Origin of the sequence: Desulfomonile tiedjei (assembly GCA_016212925.1) — a bacterium.
Classification (GTDB): Bacteria; Desulfobacterota; Desulfomonilia; order Desulfomonilales; family Desulfomonilaceae; genus JACRDF01.
In genome coordinates, this window is sequence record JACRDF010000050.1 from 1 (window position 1) to 14,590 (window position 14,590).

Below are 14,590 nucleotides of genomic sequence, written 5' to 3' on the forward strand. Positions count from 1 at the left end.
GGGCCGAGTGGAGCGCGGGAGGGTGAAGGTAGGCGAAGAGGTTGAGATAGTGGGTATACGTCCCACCATAAAGACGGTATGTACGGGCGTGGAGATGTTCCGCAAGGTGCTGGACATTGGTGAGGCGGGTGACAACATAGGCACCCTGCTTCGCGGAATCAAGCGCGACGAGGTGGAGCGCGGCCAGGTTGTGGCAGCTCCCGGATCGATCACACCTCATACCAAGTTCAAGGCCGAGACGTATATCTTGAACAAGGAGGAGGGTGGCCGCCACACGCCGTTTTTCAACGGATACCGTCCTCAGTTTTACTTCCGTACAACCGACGTGACCGGTGTGATAACGCTACCCGAGGGAGTGGAGATGGTGATGCCGGGAGACAACGTCTCCATCGAGGCTCACCTGATAACGCCCATTGCCTTGGAGAAAGAGCTTAGGTTCGCAATTCGGGAAGGCGGCCGCACGGTCGGGGCCGGTGTTGTCTCCGAAATCATCGAGTAAGGTCCGAGGGTAAATCCCCGTCGGCCAGAGGTTTTTCGCATGGATATGCAAGCGCTTAAAATTCGGATCAGGTTGAAGGCTTACGACCACAAGCTCTTGGACCAGTCCGCCGCCGAGATCGTCGATACAGCGTGGCGTACGGGCGCCAAGGTTGCCGGGCCCATACCGCTTCCGACGAGGATACATAAGTACACTGTGTTGCGGTCACCGCATATCGACAAGAAGTCTCGGGAGCAGTTCGAGATCAGAGTTCACAAGCGGCTGCTGGATATTCTTGAGCCGACCCAACAGACCCTGGATGCTCTGATGAAATTGGACCTCTCTCCCGGAGTGGACGTGGAGATAAAGGCCTAGAGGGCCGTTTGCCGTAAAAGGACACGCAGGAGCCGGACATGGTTCAAGGAATGATCGGGAAAAAACTTGGGATGATCCAACTCTTCGACCAGGATGGTCGCGCCATGGGAATCACTGTGGTGGAAGCCGGCCCCTGTACGGTGATTCAAAAAAAGGGGCCGTCAAGGGTTCAGCTTGGGTTCGGCGCGGCCAAAGAAAAGAAAGTTATCAAGCCTCTCCTCGGCCAGTTCAAGAAGGCAGGCGTTTCTCCCTTTAACGTGTTGAAGGAATTCGACGCGGAGGATTCGGCCGCCCTTGAAGTTGGGCAGGAAATCAGAGCAGACATATTCAACGTGGGAGACGCTGTAAAAGTAATTGGCACCAGCAAGGGCAAAGGTTTCGCCGGCGTATTGAAGAAGTGGAATTTCGGAGGCGGACGAGAAACTCACGGCTCCCGTTCCCACAGAATCCCCGGTTCCGTGGGCCAGTGCGCCTGGCCGTCTCGAATTTTCAAAGGCAAACGCATGCCGGGAAGAATGGGCGGCGTGAAAGTCACTGCTCCCTCGGTCGAGGTCATTGAAGTCCGGCCCGAGGAAAATCTGATCTTCCTCAAAGGTCCTGTTCCTGGACCTCGAGGGGGAATCGTTGTCATAAGGAAGCGCTGATGGCCTCGGTAGACGTGATTAATCAAAAGGGCGAAAAAGTCGATTCCATAGAACTGGACGACACTATATTCAACGCGGAAATTCGCGAGGGGCTGGTCCAGAGAGTAGTGGTCTGGCAATTGGCCAAACGACGTGCGGGAACCGCGTCCACCAAGACCAGAGGCGAGGTATCGGGCGGAGGAAAGAAGCCCTGGCGGCAAAAAGGTACAGGCCGGGCCCGTGCCGGCTCCAACCGTTCACCGATCTGGACGGGAGGCGGCACTATCTTTGGCCCGCGTCCTCGTTCCTATGCCTTCTCCGTGCCGAAGAAGGTGAGATCAGCCGCCCTGAAGTCGGTGCTGACCTCCAAACTGAAAGAGAATCAGCTTACCGTGCTTGACAAGATCGAACTGGAAGCGCCCAAGACCAAGCTCTTCGCTCAGTTGGTAAGTGAGATGGGCTGGAGTGGAGTGAAGACTCTTTTCGTGACCCCGGAAAAGGACGAAAGCCTGATCCGGTCGTCTCGGAACCTGCACCGGGTGATGATTCTGCCGCCTGAGGGCCTGAATGTCTATGACCTGCTCCGTTACGACCGCCTCGTGGTCCTTCAAGGAGCCGTTCCGAGAATTCACGAGAGGTTGGGCTGATGCTGGACATGTATCAAATTATTCGACGGCCCATTATCACCGAAAAGGGATCAGTGCTCAAGGATGAGAACAACCAACTCATTTTTGAGGTGAACCTTGGAGCAAACAAGTCTGAAATCAAGAAGGCGGTCGAAAAGCTTTTCAAGGTAACGGTCCTATCTGTCAGGACTCAGAATCGCCAGGGCAAACTCAAGAGACTGGGGCGCTCCGTCGGCCGACGCAAGAACTGGAAGAAAGCCATAGTTACCTTGAAAGAAGGTAATCGAGTGGACTTTTTTGAGGGAGTGTAAAACCGGTTTGGGTAGGCTTCTTGGTTACCCGAGCCGTTAAGGACTGGATTCATGGGCATTAAGAGTTACAAGCCGACTTCTCCTGGCATCAGGTTCCAGACGGGATTGACGTTCGAAGAGGTCACCGCTGAAAAACCTCTGAAGTCTCTTGCCAAAGGCATGGTCAAGAGCGGAGGCCGCAACAACAACGGCAGGATAACTGTCCGATACCGCGGTGGTGGGCACAAAAGAAAATTTCGCGAGATCGACCTCAAGAGAAATAAGCTCGATGTGCCCGGCAAGGTCGTGAGCGTTGAGTATGACCCTAACCGTAGCGCCCGTTTGGCACTGATCAGCTATGTTGACGGAGACAAACGCTACATCTTGTGGCCCCAGGGCCTGAACGTTGGAGATATGGTTGTCTCCGGTGACAAAGCGGACATCAAGCCCGGGAACTGTCTTCCGCTAAAAAACATGCCTCTCGGGACCGCGGTCCACAATGTGGAGCTGAAGATCGGAAAAGGCGGGCAGGTCATTCGGTCCGCGGGGACTTACGGTCAGTTAATGGCCAAAGAGGGCGGTTATGTCCAGATCAAGCTCCCTTCCGGTGAAGTTCGTATGGTCCTGGACCGCTGTCGCGCCACCGTGGGTCAGGTTGGCAACCTTGACCATGAGAAAGTCTCACTGGGAAAAGCCGGCCGCACCAGGCACTTGGGTCGCCGACCCAAGGTCCGAGGCGTGGTCATGAACCCTGTGGATCATCCCCATGGCGGTGGTGAGGGCAGAACATCAGGAGGACGTCACCCTGTGACTCCGTGGGGTGTTCCTACTAAAGGGTACAAGACACGTAAAGGGAACAAAGCCTCTGACAAATTCATTGTTAAGCGAAGGAAGTGATTTCCATGCCTCGTTCGGTACACAAAGGTGCGTTTGTGGACGCTCATATGCTCGAAAAGGTAAACCAGTCGCGAGAGATGGGATCTCGCAAAGTCATACAGACCTGGTCGCGACGGTCAACCATTATTCCCGATATGGTGGGCCTCACTTTCGCCGTTCACAACGGAAAGAAGTTTATCCCTGTGTTCGTAACCGAGAATATGGTCGGCCACAAGCTAGGGGAGTTTTCTCCCACCCGCACCTTTCACGGCCACGCGGGTGACAGGAAAGCGAAGAAGGGGAAGAGATAATGGAGTGGGAGTCAACCCTCAGATACGCGCACATTTCCGCGCGTAAGGCCAGGTTGGTCGCAGACCTGGTTCGAGGCAAGCCAGTGGGCCCGGCCCTCGGCGTGCTAAGGTTTACGCCCAAGAAGGCCGCGGCTATGATCAGAAAAGTGTTGCAGTCCGCGCTTGATAACGCATCTCAATCCAGTGGAGTCAACGAGGACAAGCTGTTCATAAGCAGCATTACTGTGGACGAGGGACCCACAGCCAAACGCTGGAGCCCTCGGGCCATGGGACGGGCCACACGCATAAGGAAAAGAACCAGTCATATTCGGGTCGCGCTGCAAGAAAAGTAGTCATTGTGTAACTAACGAGGATTCCGACAGCCCGATTGGCGTGAACGGTCAACGCGCCGGACTCGAATCCTCGAACCACCCGCAGGAGGGTTAGCTTGGGACAAAAGGTTCATCCCCACGGATTCCGTTTAGGAGTCACCCGCACATGGGATTCACGATGGTACTCGCAGAAGGAATACGGTGACTTCCTGGTCGAGGATCTCAGGCTCAGAGATTTCGTCAAGAAAAGACTCGCTCAAGCGAGTATCTCGAAGACCGAGATTGAGAGAGCCGCCGGCAAGATCCGTCTGATTATTCATACTGCGCGTCCGGGAATCGTCATCGGTCCCAAGGGAAGCGAGATCGAGAAGCTTCGCCGGGAGATCCTAAAGATGACGGAAAAGGACGTGGTCGTCGACATAAAGGAGATCCGTAAACCGGAAATTGAGGCGCAGTTGGTGGCTGAAAATGTGGCGCAGCAGCTTGAGAGGCGCATCGCTTTTCGGCGTGCCATGAAGAAATCGGTTACAAGCGCTCTAAAGTCCGGGGCCAAGGGCATCCGTATCGCGACCGCCGGTCGCTTGGGCGGAGCGGAAATGGCCAGACGGGAATGGTATCGTGAGGGTCGCGTACCTTTACACACTCTGAGGGCGGATATTGATTATGGATTTGCCAAGGCATCCACCACTTACGGAGTAATAGGCGTAAAGGTCTGGATCTTCAAAGGTGAGTTGATAAAGAGCGCGTCAGGAGAGAGTTGATATGCTTGCGCCTAAGAAAATCAAACATAGGAAGCAGCAAAAAGGCCGTATGAGAGGGCGTCCCCTTGCCGGCACACACGTCTCCTTTGGCGAGTATGGCCTTATGGCATTGGAGCCCGCATGGATCACAGCCAGACAGATAGAGGCCGGCCGTGTCGCTATGACGCGGCATGTAAAAAGAGGCGGAAAGATCTGGATTAGGCTGTTCCCTGATAAACCGATCACCAAGAAACCCGCAGAAACCCGAATGGGAAAAGGCAAAGGCGCCCCTGAGGAATGGGTGGCGGTGGTCAGGCCGGGACGCATAATGTACGAGATGGAGGGAGTGCCGATTGAGGTGGCTCGCGAGGCCTTTCGTTTAGCTGCGAGAAAACTGCCTGTCAGGAGCCGCTTCGTTGTTCGTGAGGAGTTGACATGAAGCCCAGGGAATTGAGAGATCTCTCTGTGGAAGAACTGGCCACCAAGGAAAAGGAATTCCGTGAAGAGGAATTCAAGCTCCGATTCCGTCACGCCACAGGCCAACTGGAAAAGACTGCACGGCTCAGAATACTTCGCAAAGAGATTGCTCGCGTGAAAACCATAATGAGAGAAAAGGAGGGGTCTGCATGACAAACTCCTCTGACGGCCGGAAGCAGCGCAAGGTGCGAACCGGAGTGGTGATCAGCAACAAGATGGACAAGACTGTGGTCGTCGAAGTCAGCCGCACAGTCCTCCACCCTGCGTACAAGAAATACGTCCGCCGCAGAAAACGTTTCATGGCCCACGATGAAGAGAATCGCTGCAATATCGGCGATCAGGTGATGATCGTGGAAACTCGGCCCCTGAGCCGCAACAAGAACTGGCGCGTTCGGAAGATCCTGAGAGAGGCGGCGTTGCCTGGAGGTGCCGTATGATTCAGCAGCAGACCCGAATGGACGTTGCCGACAATTCGGGCGCCAAAGAACTATACTGCATCAAGGTCCTCGGAGGCACCAGGCGAAAGTACGCCAGCGTCGGCGACGTGGTGGTAGTGTCCGTGAAAGAGGCCATCCCCAATTCCAAAGTGAAAAAGGGAGAGGTGCACAAGGCAGTGGTAGTTCGGACCCGCAGGGCCGTTCGCCGTGCGGACGGATCTTATATACGCTTCGACGACAACTCCGCAGTGCTGATCAACAACCAGATGGAGCCTATCGGCACCCGAATCTTCGGCCCGGTGGCCCGTGAACTCAGGGCAAAGAAGTTCATGAAGATCGTTTCCCTCGCTCCGGAGGTCCTTTAAGAATGGCTAATATAAAGAAAAATGACAAGGTTAAGGTCATTTCGGGCAAGGAGAAGGGACGGCAGGGAAAAGTGCTAAAGATCGTCAAAGAAAAGGACGCAGCACTTGTGGAGAGACTGAACTTTGTCAAGCGCCATACAAGGTCGGGAGGCAAGGCTGGTCAGCACGGCGGAATAATCGAAAAGGAAGCCCCTATAAAATTGTCCAAGCTGATGGTCGTTTGCCCCAAATGCTCAAAGCCTACGAGAATTGGAATCAAGGGTCTCGAGGATGGGAGCAAGGTCCGATATTGCAAGAAATGCAACGAACAGTTGCAGGCCTAGAAGGAACTGAGTGATGGCGTCGCGTCTGAAAGAATACTATCAAAAGGCAGTTGTTCCAGCCCTGGTTGATCGCTTCAAGTACAAAAACATTATGCAGGTGCCCGGCCTGGAAAAGATCATCATAAATATGGGATTGGGCGAAGCAATCCAGAACCCGAAAGTCCTTGAGAGCGCCCAGCAAGAGATGGCCGTAATTGCGGGCCAGTGGCCGATTCTGCGAAAGGCCAGGAAGTCGATAGCTACTTTCAAGCTGAGAGAGGGAATGACCATCGGGTGCAAGGTAACCCTCAGACGTGAAAGGATGTACCACTTTCTGGACAAGCTGATCAATGTGGCCTTGCCGCGCGTGCGTGACTTCCGCGGCATCAGTCCGAAGGGATTTGACGGCCGAGGCAACTTTTCAATGGGAATCAAAGAACAGATCATTTTCCCGGAAATCAACTACGACAGAATCGACAAGATCCGGGGGATGAACATCACTGTCGTCACTTCCGCCAAAACTGACGAGGAAGCCCGAGAACTCTTGGGACAACTCGGCATGCCTTTCAGGAAGTAGACAAGCTCTCCTTCAAGGAGGAAGCGTGGCCAAGATATCAATGATGGTTAAGGCCTCCAGGCCTCAGAAATTCGACGTCCGGAGTTACAATAGATGCCAGCTCTGCGGCCGGCCGAGAGCTTACTACCGCAAGTTCAAGTTGTGCCGCATTTGCCTGCGGAACGAAGCCCTCAAGGGCAATGTCCCCGGCATGGTGAAATCGAGTTGGTAGGAGACTGCTGAAATGAGCATGACTGACCCCATAGCGGACATGTTGACACGTATCCGGAATGCCAGGCAGGCGCGTAAGGAACAAGTCACTATTCCTGCCTCCAATCTAAAGATCGGCGTAGCGCAGATCATGAAGGATGAAGGATACATCAAAAAATACAAGGTCATACGCTCGGGAAAGAACAGGCAGGGCGTACTGAAACTTACCCTCCGGTTCGATGATGAGACCCAATGCGTGATCGAGGGATTGGCCAGGGTTTCAAAGCCCGGCCGTCGGGTTTACGTCGGGCAGGACCATAGCATCAAGAGCCATGGCGGAGTGGGAGTGTTGATTCTTTCCACCTCCCAGGGCATCATGACCGACAAAGAGGCCCATCGGCGCCACATCGGAGGCGAGGTGCTTTGCAGCATCTGGTAACAAGAACAGTGCAGGAGCTTTACGGATGTCCAGAATAGGCAAGGCCCCCATAGGAATACCTGAAAAGGTCCAGGTCACCTTCTCACCGCCTACCCTTGCGGTGGACGGTCCGAAGGGATCGCTTAGTATGCCGGTGTCAGACCTGGTAAAGGTCGAAGTGGACGACTCGTTTGTCCGCGTCTTCGCTGCCAGCGAACACCGAAAATCTCGCGCTATGCACGGCCTCATGCGCAGCCTGATTCAAAATATGGTGACAGGCGTAACCCAGGGGTTCACGAAGTCCTTGGAGATTCAAGGGGTCGGTTACCGGGCCGAGGCGGACAAGCAGACCCTGACTCTGAACGTAGGGTATTCAAATCCGGTTGTGGTACAAATCCCGGACGGGATAACCGTGGAAGTGGAAAAGAACACCGTTATCCATGTACGAGGCATTGACAAGCAACAGGTGGGCGAAATCGCCGCACAGTTGAGGCGGGTGCGCAAACCCGAACCTTACCGGGGCAAGGGAATTCGGTACCTTGGCGAACAAGTCCGACGTAAGGTTGGAAAAGCCGGAGCGAAATGATCAAAGACGGCTTGGATGCTCCCGCGGTTGTGACTCGGAGCGTCCAGCCCATCAGAGGAACGATTAGATGGCTGTTATAGATAAAGTGGCCTCCAGATCGAAAAGGACCAAGCGGGTTCGCTACAAAATAGGCGAAAATCGCATTCGTCCCCGCTTGACCGTGTTCAGGTCGAATCGGAACATCTTTGCGCAGATCGTTGATGACTCTCAAGGGCGCACGTTGGTGCAAGCGTCGACGCTGGATAAGGGGTTTCGTAACAAGGCCGGTGATCCATTCAATAAAGAGGTTGCAAAAGAGGTGGGCAAACGGATTGCCCAACGGGCCCTGGAGCAGCAGATTACGAAAGTAGTCTTCGACCGGGGGCCTTACCTGTACCATGGTAAAGTTAGAGCTTTAGCCGAAGGCGCCCGTGAGGGCGGCCTCGATTTCTAGGACGGAAGGAGGGATCGCGCTTTGCTTTCTAAATCCGATATGGCTTCTGAAGGGGAACTCAAGGACCGCGTTGTCCACCTTAGTCGTGTCGCGAAAGTGGTGAAGGGAGGAAGAAGATTCTCCTTCAGTGCGGTTGTCGTCGTAGGCGACGGTCAGGGTCACGTCGGATTTGGTCTGGGCAAGGCCAACGAAGTTCCAGAGGCTATCCGTAAGGGCGTTGATCGGGCCAAGGCTTCCATGGTGGAGGTCCCGATTGTCAAAGGGACTGTCCCACACCAGATTATCGGAGAATTCGGAGCGGCCAAGGTCCTTTTGAAACCGGCCTCTTCAGGGACCGGGGTCATCGCTGGTGGAGCCGTTCGAGCCGTGATGGAGGCGGTTGGAATTCGTGACATCCTTACCAAATGTATTGGCACCAACAACCCGCACAACGTGGTGAAGGCCACCTTCGAGGGCCTGAAGGGTCTCCGAACACAACAGCAGATCGCCAGGAAACTTGGCAAGCTGGGTTCGACGGAGGATGAACCTGAGAAGGGAGAGGAGGTCCCGGCTAATGCTTAAGGTGACCTTGAAGAAGAGTCCTATCAAGTCCACCAAAGCTCAGCGGGAAACAGTGAAAGGCTTGGGCTTGCGAAAGCTCAATTCATGCCGTGTCCTTCCGGACACACCCGCAGTCCGGGGCATGATACTGAAGGTGAGTCATATAGTGGACTGTGAAGAGGTTGGGGACTGACCGGGCCCCCATGGGAGAATAAGATGGATCTGTCTAATATGAAGGCCACAGGAAGGAAGAAGAGCCGTAGGAGAGTCGGCCGCGGGGAAGCTTCCGGAGTGGGAAAAACCTGTGGAAAGGGCCATAAAGGGCAGAAGGCCCGTGCAGGGAATTCAATATCCGCCGGCTTTGAAGGCGGCCAAATGCCTTTGCAGCGACGCCTCCCGAAGAGAGGTTTTACAAACATATTCAAAATCTGTTACAACATTGTGCACATAAAGGAGCTGTCCGGCTTCGAAACCGGGACGGTCATAACACCGGAGCTTCTGAGGGAAAGAGGCATTGTCAAGAGGCAGGGACCGATCAAGCTTCTCTCCGACGGTGATATTACAGCACAATATACAGTCAAGTTAGACAGGGTCAGTGGCCCGGCCAAGTCGAAGATCGAGGCCGCAGGCGGTACGGTGTTGGGGTAGTGCCGTGCTGTCAAGCCTGCCTAAAAGACGTTCACGGGTACATCGGACATTTATTTAGGAGAGTCCCGTCGTGATAGGTTCCCTCACTAACATAGCTAAGATACCGGAACTCAAGCGGAGAGTGATTTTCACCCTTCTGATGCTATTCGTGTATCGCTTGGGTGTGCATATCCCGACGCCTGGCATAAATTCGGGGATTCTCAAGGATTTCTTCGAAAGGTATCAACAGACGCTTTTCGGAGTGATTGACATGTTCACCGGTGGAGCTATGGAGAATTTTTCCGTGTTTTCACTGGGGATCATGCCCTATATCAGCGCTTCGATCATTCTGCAGTTGCTCACAGTGGTTATCCCTCACTTGGAGCGGCTCTCCAAGGAAGGGGAGGCCGGCAGAAAAAAGATCACCCAGTACACTCGTTACGGGACCATCGGGCTGTCGCTGATCCAGGGAATGGGGATAAGTATCGGGCTCGCGCAACAGCCGAACATGATATACATTTCCAAGCCCGCTTTCGTGATTCTCTCCATGATCACACTCACCGCGGGGACCGCTTTTATCATGTGGCTGGGGGAACAGATCACGGAGCGCGGGATTGGCAACGGGATCTCTCTCATCATCTTCGCCGGCATCGTGGCCAGGATGCCCGCGGCAATCGGGAATACGGTTCAGTTGGTAAAGACTGGCGACATGGGTTTTCTCGTGTTGCTCTTACTCATGGCCATCATGATCGCAGTCATAGCGACAATTGTGTTTGTGGAGCGGGGACAGCGGCGGATTCCGGTCCAGTACGCCAAACGTGTGGTGGGCAGGCGGGTTTACGGTGGCCAGAGTACTCACCTTCCGCTGAAGGTGAATACCGCCGGTGTTATTCCTCCGATTTTCGCGTCCTCGTTGATCATTTTCCCTGCGACCATAGCTCAGTTTCTGAACGTACCGATCCTGAACGAAATCACCAACTGGTTGCGTCCGGCTACTGGAGTGTACGAGCTTCTCTATGTCGCATTGATAATTTTCTTTTGCTACTTCTACACAGCCGTGACCTTCAACCCGGTAGACGTAGCTGAGAACATGAAAAAATACGGAGGCTACATTCCGGGAATCAGGCCCGGAAAGAAAACCTCGCAGTACATTGACAGGGTGCTTACACGGATAACCTTCGGCGGCGCCATATATGTTTCCGTGGTATGCGTTTTACCCTCGATCCTCATTGCACGTTTTAACGCGCCCTTCTATTTTGGAGGGACCTCTCTGCTCATAGTCGTGGGCGTCGCTCTGGACACATTGACCCAAATTGAATCCCATATGATCCAGAGGCACTATGAGGGGTTCATCCGCACGGGCCGGATCAAGGGAAGGCGGTAGCAAGCCGCCCCCTATAACAGGAAGGTACCATGAGAATCGTGCTGTTGGGAGGGCCAGGTTCGGGAAAAGGGACTCAGGCCAAGAAGTTGATTGACAAACTCGGGGTCCCGCAGATTTCTACGGGAGACATTTTTCGGGCTGCTCTCAAGGAAGGAACTCCTATGGGCCTTAAGGCCAAGGGGTACATGGACAAAGGGGAGTTGGTCCCGGACGACGTGGTCATAGGAGTTGTTGAAGAGCGGCTGACCAAGCCTGATCTAGACAAAGGATATATGCTCGATGGGTTCCCCCGGACGCTTCCTCAAGCTGAAGCCCTGGACAAGATCCTGTCATCACAAACCAAGTCTATCGATCACGCAATCCTGGTAGACGTTCCTGACGAGGAATTGGTGGGCAGGCTGTCCGGCCGCCGCACTTGCAAGAATTCGGATTGCGGGGCCATGTTTCATGTGATGTTCAATCCCCCGAAGAAAGAAGGCGTCTGCGACAAATGCGGCAGCGAACTTTATCAGAGGGATGACGACTCCGAAGCGACTATTAGAGAGAGGCTTACAGTGTATAACAACCAGACTGCCCCTCTTATCGACTACTATGACAAGAAGGGGTTGCTCCGCCGAGTTAAGGGAGTCGGACCCATTAACGAGATCTTTGCAGCCATAGAAAAGGTCCTGAAATAGGGATCAACGGCCCTACGCGGAAAAGGAGGGGCCCATGAAAGTACGGGCATCGGTAAAGAAGATTTGTGACAAGTGCAAGATCATCAAGCGAAAAGGTATTGTCCGGGTGATCTGCGAAAACTCGAAACATAAACAACGTCAGGGTTAGGCCCTGCTCCCATTCGCCTTATCGCCAGGAGGAAGACTGTGGCGCGCATTGCAGGGATTGACCTTCCCAAAAATAAGCGCATGGAAATAGCGCTGACATACATCTACGGAATTGGACGGACCACCGCTCGCAAGATTATAGAAGAAAGCGGGCTGGACCCGAACATGAAATCGGATCAGCTCACAGAAGTGGACGTAGCCAAGATCCGCGAGGTGCTTGATCGCTCGTACAAAGTCGAAGGTGACCTTCGACGCGAAGTAACCATGAACATCAAGAGGCTCATGGACCTCGGATGCTATCGCGGTTTACGTCACCGTCGCGGCTTGCCGGTTCACGGCCAGCGAACGCACACCAACGCGCGGACGCGCAAGGGGCCGCGAAAGATGCAGATCGGCAAGAGAAAATGATCCCGTGGATTGTGACGGAGAATGTTGTATAAGACCATGAGTTCAGGTTCCTTGCAGCTGGTTGAACCGACAGATTTTCCCGTTTTGACGGGCTTCCAACGGAGAGGTCAATGCCAAAAAGGCGAGTAGCTCGTAAGAAAAAAGAAAGAAGAAACATCCCCAGGGGGGTAGCTCATATACAGTCTACATTCAACAATACCATCGTTACCATAACCGACCCTGACGGCAATGTGGTGGCCTGGTCCTCAGCCGGTACGCAGGGATTCAAGGGATCCCGTAAGTCCACGCCGTTTGCCGCGCAGCTTGCCGCCGAGGATGCGGCTCGCAAGGCTATGGAACAAGGCATGCGACACGTGGAGGTCTTCATTAAGGGGCCGGGAGCAGGCCGTGAAGCCGCTCTCAGGTCTTTACAGTCCGCGGGATTTCAGATCACCCTGATCAAGGATGTGACACCAATACCCCACAACGGATGCCGCCCCCCGAAACGGAGAAGGGTCTGATCGTCAAGGAATATAAGCTTTCGTCAAATTAAAGGAGACAGGCTTGGCTCGATATCGAGAATCAGTATGCAGGTTTTGCCGTAGGGAGACCACAAAACTCTTCCTCAAGGGAGATCGGTGTTTTTCGGACAAATGCGCCGTTGAAAGAAGGAACTTTCCTCCCGGGCAACACGGCCAGAGCCGCGTCAAACACACGGACTACGGCGTTCAGCTCCGTGAGAAGCAGAAAGTCAAGCGCATATACGGAGTCCTTGAAAAGCAGTTTCGCAACTATGTTCATTTAGCGGAGCGGTCTAAAGGAGTAACCGGCGAGAATCTTTTGCTTTTGCTGGAAACCCGGCTGGACAACATGGTCTTTCGAATGGGTTTTGCGGCTTCCAGAGCCGAGGCACGGCAACTGATCAACCATGGGCACTTCGTCGTCAACGGCCGAAAAACCGATATCCCTTCGTTCAAGACCAAACCGGGCATGGTTGTCGAGGTGAGAGAAAAGAGCAGAAGTATCCCGGCAATCGAAGAGTCCCTCAAGACGGTAAGCAGGAAAGGGATGCCACATTGGCTTGACGTGGACGTTGCCGGCTTCAAAGGCACTGTCAAGGAACTTCCGACAAGAGAAGACCTGCCCCCGACCATTAGAGAGCAGTTAATCGTCGAGTTCTACTCGCGATAGTTGTCATAGGACGCGCCCCTTCGGAGAGGGGTCTAGTAACGGAACAGACGCCAGACGACAAAGGACGGTGCCCGGTACCGGGCCTGTGAGTTGCCTCAGCGAATTGTTCCCGAGGACCACACACGAATTCTGCTTTGCAGTATTCACGAATCACGACGAGGGAAGCCATGACCGATACAGGGCAAACCCTGATGAGACGAAATTGGACGGAACTCATCCGACCGCGGCGAATGGAAGTCGAGGAAGCCACCCACACCCCTTTCTACGGGAAGTTTGTATGTGAGCCCCTGGAAAGAGGATTCGGAATCACCTTGGGAAATTCCTTGCGCCGGGTACTCCTTTCTTCTTTGCAGGGAGCGGCTATTTCCAGGGTCAAGATCGAGGGTGTGCTCCATGAGTTCTCTACTATTCCCGGGGTCAAGGAAGACGTTACCGATCTGATCCTGAACCTGAAAAGAGTTAATTTGAAGCTCCACACCGCCTATCCCAAGACATTGATGCTGGAAGCCGTGGGCGAGGGCGAAGTGCGAGCCGGTGACATTGCCACGGACGAGACTGTAGAAGTAATCAATCCCGATCAGATTCTGGCGACTTTGTCAAAAGAAGGCCGGCTGTCCCTAACCATGACCGCAGAGTGGGGTAAAGGATATGTCCCTGCCGAACTCAATAAGCGTGAAGATGATCCTATTGGAACCTTGGCGCTGGACGCTGCCTTTTCGCCCATCCGGAAGGTGAGCTACAAGATCACCAACGCCCGAGTGGGACGAAGAACCGATTACGACAGACTTACCATGGAAATATGGACCGACGGAGCGATCCACCCCGAAGACGCGTTGGCCCAGGCTGCGAAAATTCTCAGAGAGCAGTTCCTGGTTTTCTTGAATTTTGAGGAAGAAGAGAAGATAACACACGACGAGAGACCTCAGCGCGAACCGGAGATTAATGATAATCTCTATAGAAGCGTCGCGGAGCTGGAACTCAGTGTCAGATCAGCCAACTGCCTCAAGAACGCAGACATCCGGTTTATTGGGGAATTGGTTCAACGTTCCGAAGCGGAAATGCTGAAAACAAAGAACTTCGGTCGAAAGTCGCTTAATGAAATCAAAGAGATTTTGGCCGATATGGACCTGCACCTCGGGATGAATGTTCCGAACTTTCCCAGCCGAGAAGAGCTGGAGAGGATGCAACAGGAAAGACAGAATTATATCGGTGAATAGGCCTGG

At 53.9% G+C, this 14,590-nt stretch carries 29 protein-coding genes; all 29 read left to right on the top strand.

From position 1 onward, the window contains the following. Positions 1-499: elongation factor Tu (gene tuf, locus HY913_22150; GenBank protein ID MBI4965998.1), on the top strand; the 499-nt coding region annotated here is incomplete at its 5' end. 45 nt (positions 500-544) lie between these two features. Beyond that, on the top strand, positions 545-853 hold the full coding sequence (rpsJ, locus tag HY913_22155; GenBank protein MBI4965999.1) for a 30S ribosomal protein S10: 309 nt from the start codon (positions 545-547) through the stop codon (positions 851-853). A 38-nt stretch (positions 854-891) separates the two neighbouring features. Further along, entirely contained in the window at positions 892-1,497 is a 606-nt protein-coding gene (gene rplC / locus HY913_22160) for a 50S ribosomal protein L3 (protein MBI4966000.1), read from the top strand. Then, positions 1,497-2,123 (top strand): 50S ribosomal protein L4, encoded by a 627-nt coding sequence (gene rplD / locus HY913_22165; protein ID MBI4966001.1) that lies wholly within the window; start codon positions 1,497-1,499, stop codon positions 2,121-2,123. The genes rplC and rplD overlap by 1 nt, the downstream gene beginning before the upstream one ends. A 2-nt stretch (positions 2,124-2,125) precedes the next feature. Then, a complete protein-coding gene (locus HY913_22170) occupies positions 2,126-2,413 on the top strand; it encodes a 50S ribosomal protein L23 (GenBank protein ID MBI4966002.1) in 288 nt (95 codons plus the stop codon). 51 nt (positions 2,414-2,464) lie between these two features. Beyond that, positions 2,465-3,289, top strand: coding sequence for a 50S ribosomal protein L2 (gene rplB / locus HY913_22175; GenBank protein ID MBI4966003.1), 825 nt, complete (start codon positions 2,465-2,467; stop codon positions 3,287-3,289). A gap of 5 nt (positions 3,290-3,294) precedes the next feature. Then, a complete protein-coding gene (gene rpsS, locus HY913_22180; protein MBI4966004.1) occupies positions 3,295-3,579 on the top strand; it encodes a 30S ribosomal protein S19 in 285 nt (94 codons plus the stop codon). Next, the gene (gene rplV / locus HY913_22185; protein ID MBI4966005.1) at positions 3,579-3,911 is read left to right on the top strand and encodes a 50S ribosomal protein L22; all 333 of its coding nucleotides are present in this window, start codon (positions 3,579-3,581) and stop codon (positions 3,909-3,911) included. Before rpsS ends, rplV begins: the two co-directional genes overlap by 1 nt. A gap of 95 nt (positions 3,912-4,006) precedes the next feature. Next, complete coding sequence (gene rpsC, locus HY913_22190; protein MBI4966006.1) at positions 4,007-4,651, top strand: 30S ribosomal protein S3; 645 nt, start codon at positions 4,007-4,009, stop codon at positions 4,649-4,651. Between the two features lies 1 nt (position 4,652). After that, positions 4,653-5,069 (top strand): 50S ribosomal protein L16, encoded by a 417-nt coding sequence (gene rplP, locus HY913_22195; protein ID MBI4966007.1) that lies wholly within the window; start codon positions 4,653-4,655, stop codon positions 5,067-5,069. Further along, a complete protein-coding gene (rpmC, locus tag HY913_22200) occupies positions 5,066-5,260 on the top strand; it encodes a 50S ribosomal protein L29 (protein ID MBI4966008.1) in 195 nt (64 codons plus the stop codon). The genes rplP and rpmC overlap by 4 nt, the downstream gene beginning before the upstream one ends. Continuing rightward, on the top strand, positions 5,257-5,544 hold the full coding sequence (gene rpsQ / locus HY913_22205; protein ID MBI4966009.1) for a 30S ribosomal protein S17: 288 nt from the start codon (positions 5,257-5,259) through the stop codon (positions 5,542-5,544). Before rpmC ends, rpsQ begins: the two co-directional genes overlap by 4 nt. Then, positions 5,541-5,909 (top strand): 50S ribosomal protein L14, encoded by a 369-nt coding sequence (gene rplN, locus HY913_22210; GenBank protein MBI4966010.1) that lies wholly within the window; start codon positions 5,541-5,543, stop codon positions 5,907-5,909. Before rpsQ ends, rplN begins: the two co-directional genes overlap by 4 nt. Before the next feature lie 2 nt (positions 5,910-5,911). Next, a complete protein-coding gene (locus tag HY913_22215) occupies positions 5,912-6,232 on the top strand; it encodes a 50S ribosomal protein L24 (GenBank protein MBI4966011.1) in 321 nt (106 codons plus the stop codon). Between the two features lie 13 nt (positions 6,233-6,245). Next, a complete protein-coding gene (rplE, locus tag HY913_22220) occupies positions 6,246-6,788 on the top strand; it encodes a 50S ribosomal protein L5 (GenBank protein ID MBI4966012.1) in 543 nt (180 codons plus the stop codon). A gap of 25 nt (positions 6,789-6,813) precedes the next feature. After that, positions 6,814-6,999 carry a type Z 30S ribosomal protein S14 gene (locus HY913_22225; protein ID MBI4966013.1) on the top strand — a complete coding sequence of 62 codons (186 nt, stop codon included), beginning with the start codon at positions 6,814-6,816 and terminating at the stop codon, positions 6,997-6,999. Positions 7,000-7,011: 12 nt separating this feature from the next. After that, positions 7,012-7,416, top strand: coding sequence for a 30S ribosomal protein S8 (rpsH, locus tag HY913_22230; protein MBI4966014.1), 405 nt, complete (start codon positions 7,012-7,014; stop codon positions 7,414-7,416). A 25-nt stretch (positions 7,417-7,441) separates the two neighbouring features. Next, the gene (rplF, locus tag HY913_22235; protein ID MBI4966015.1) at positions 7,442-7,981 is read left to right on the top strand and encodes a 50S ribosomal protein L6; all 540 of its coding nucleotides are present in this window, start codon (positions 7,442-7,444) and stop codon (positions 7,979-7,981) included. Between the two features lie 67 nt (positions 7,982-8,048). Then, on the top strand, positions 8,049-8,414 hold the full coding sequence (locus HY913_22240; protein MBI4966016.1) for a 50S ribosomal protein L18: 366 nt from the start codon (positions 8,049-8,051) through the stop codon (positions 8,412-8,414). Between the two features lie 39 nt (positions 8,415-8,453). Beyond that, positions 8,454-8,975: a 30S ribosomal protein S5 gene (gene rpsE / locus HY913_22245; protein ID MBI4966017.1), complete on the top strand. Its 522-nt coding sequence runs from the start codon at positions 8,454-8,456 to the stop codon at positions 8,973-8,975. Further along, positions 8,935-9,147, top strand: a complete 213-nt coding sequence (gene rpmD, locus HY913_22250) for a 50S ribosomal protein L30 (GenBank protein ID MBI4966018.1) — start codon at positions 8,935-8,937, stop codon at positions 9,145-9,147. Before rpsE ends, rpmD begins: the two co-directional genes overlap by 41 nt. Before the next feature lie 23 nt (positions 9,148-9,170). Beyond that, positions 9,171-9,602, top strand: a complete 432-nt coding sequence (rplO, locus tag HY913_22255) for a 50S ribosomal protein L15 (GenBank protein MBI4966019.1) — start codon at positions 9,171-9,173, stop codon at positions 9,600-9,602. A 70-nt stretch (positions 9,603-9,672) separates the two neighbouring features. Next, positions 9,673-10,965, top strand: a complete 1,293-nt coding sequence (gene secY, locus HY913_22260; GenBank protein MBI4966020.1) for a preprotein translocase subunit SecY — start codon at positions 9,673-9,675, stop codon at positions 10,963-10,965. A gap of 29 nt (positions 10,966-10,994) precedes the next feature. Then, positions 10,995-11,642: an adenylate kinase gene (locus HY913_22265; GenBank protein ID MBI4966021.1), complete on the top strand. Its 648-nt coding sequence runs from the start codon at positions 10,995-10,997 to the stop codon at positions 11,640-11,642. Between the two features lie 34 nt (positions 11,643-11,676). After that, positions 11,677-11,790, top strand: coding sequence for a 50S ribosomal protein L36 (gene rpmJ, locus HY913_22270; protein MBI4966022.1), 114 nt, complete (start codon positions 11,677-11,679; stop codon positions 11,788-11,790). Between the two features lie 38 nt (positions 11,791-11,828). After that, positions 11,829-12,197 (top strand): 30S ribosomal protein S13, encoded by a 369-nt coding sequence (gene rpsM, locus HY913_22275; GenBank protein MBI4966023.1) that lies wholly within the window; start codon positions 11,829-11,831, stop codon positions 12,195-12,197. 110 nt (positions 12,198-12,307) lie between these two features. After that, positions 12,308-12,697 (top strand): 30S ribosomal protein S11, encoded by a 390-nt coding sequence (rpsK, locus tag HY913_22280; GenBank protein ID MBI4966024.1) that lies wholly within the window; start codon positions 12,308-12,310, stop codon positions 12,695-12,697. Positions 12,698-12,740: 43 nt separating this feature from the next. Then, positions 12,741-13,367 (top strand): 30S ribosomal protein S4, encoded by a 627-nt coding sequence (rpsD, locus tag HY913_22285; GenBank protein ID MBI4966025.1) that lies wholly within the window; start codon positions 12,741-12,743, stop codon positions 13,365-13,367. Between the two features lie 167 nt (positions 13,368-13,534). After that, entirely contained in the window at positions 13,535-14,584 is a 1,050-nt protein-coding gene (locus HY913_22290; protein ID MBI4966026.1) for a DNA-directed RNA polymerase subunit alpha, read from the top strand. Positions 14,585-14,590 lie beyond the last annotated feature (6 nt).

What these genes read in the sequence shown, in the direction of transcription:
- rpsJ (MBI4965999.1), top strand. Translation starts at nt 545, where the DNA reads ATGCAAGCGCTTAAAATTCGGATCAGGTTGAAGGCTTACGACCACAAG.
- rplC (MBI4966000.1), top strand. Translation starts at nt 892, where the DNA reads ATGGTTCAAGGAATGATCGGGAAAAAACTTGGGATGATCCAACTCTTC.
- rplD (MBI4966001.1), top strand. Translation starts at nt 1,497, where the DNA reads ATGGCCTCGGTAGACGTGATTAATCAAAAGGGCGAAAAAGTCGATTCC.
- rplB (MBI4966003.1), top strand. Translation starts at nt 2,465, where the DNA reads ATGGGCATTAAGAGTTACAAGCCGACTTCTCCTGGCATCAGGTTCCAG.
- rpsS (MBI4966004.1), top strand. Translation starts at nt 3,295, where the DNA reads ATGCCTCGTTCGGTACACAAAGGTGCGTTTGTGGACGCTCATATGCTC.
- rplV (MBI4966005.1), top strand. Translation starts at nt 3,579, where the DNA reads ATGGAGTGGGAGTCAACCCTCAGATACGCGCACATTTCCGCGCGTAAG.
- rplP (MBI4966007.1), top strand. Translation starts at nt 4,653, where the DNA reads ATGCTTGCGCCTAAGAAAATCAAACATAGGAAGCAGCAAAAAGGCCGT.
- rpmC (MBI4966008.1), top strand. Translation starts at nt 5,066, where the DNA reads ATGAAGCCCAGGGAATTGAGAGATCTCTCTGTGGAAGAACTGGCCACC.
- rpsQ (MBI4966009.1), top strand. Translation starts at nt 5,257, where the DNA reads ATGACAAACTCCTCTGACGGCCGGAAGCAGCGCAAGGTGCGAACCGGA.
- rplN (MBI4966010.1), top strand. Translation starts at nt 5,541, where the DNA reads ATGATTCAGCAGCAGACCCGAATGGACGTTGCCGACAATTCGGGCGCC.
- HY913_22215 (MBI4966011.1), top strand. Translation starts at nt 5,912, where the DNA reads ATGGCTAATATAAAGAAAAATGACAAGGTTAAGGTCATTTCGGGCAAG.
- rplE (MBI4966012.1), top strand. Translation starts at nt 6,246, where the DNA reads ATGGCGTCGCGTCTGAAAGAATACTATCAAAAGGCAGTTGTTCCAGCC.
- rpsH (MBI4966014.1), top strand. Translation starts at nt 7,012, where the DNA reads ATGAGCATGACTGACCCCATAGCGGACATGTTGACACGTATCCGGAAT.
- rplF (MBI4966015.1), top strand. Translation starts at nt 7,442, where the DNA reads ATGTCCAGAATAGGCAAGGCCCCCATAGGAATACCTGAAAAGGTCCAG.
- HY913_22240 (MBI4966016.1), top strand. Translation starts at nt 8,049, where the DNA reads ATGGCTGTTATAGATAAAGTGGCCTCCAGATCGAAAAGGACCAAGCGG.
- rpsE (MBI4966017.1), top strand. Translation starts at nt 8,454, where the DNA reads ATGGCTTCTGAAGGGGAACTCAAGGACCGCGTTGTCCACCTTAGTCGT.
- rpmD (MBI4966018.1), top strand. Translation starts at nt 8,935, where the DNA reads ATGAACCTGAGAAGGGAGAGGAGGTCCCGGCTAATGCTTAAGGTGACC.
- rplO (MBI4966019.1), top strand. Translation starts at nt 9,171, where the DNA reads ATGGATCTGTCTAATATGAAGGCCACAGGAAGGAAGAAGAGCCGTAGG.
- HY913_22265 (MBI4966021.1), top strand. Translation starts at nt 10,995, where the DNA reads ATGAGAATCGTGCTGTTGGGAGGGCCAGGTTCGGGAAAAGGGACTCAG.
- rpmJ (MBI4966022.1), top strand. Translation starts at nt 11,677, where the DNA reads ATGAAAGTACGGGCATCGGTAAAGAAGATTTGTGACAAGTGCAAGATC.
- rpsK (MBI4966024.1), top strand. Translation starts at nt 12,308, where the DNA reads ATGCCAAAAAGGCGAGTAGCTCGTAAGAAAAAAGAAAGAAGAAACATC.
- HY913_22290 (MBI4966026.1), top strand. Translation starts at nt 13,535, where the DNA reads ATGACCGATACAGGGCAAACCCTGATGAGACGAAATTGGACGGAACTC.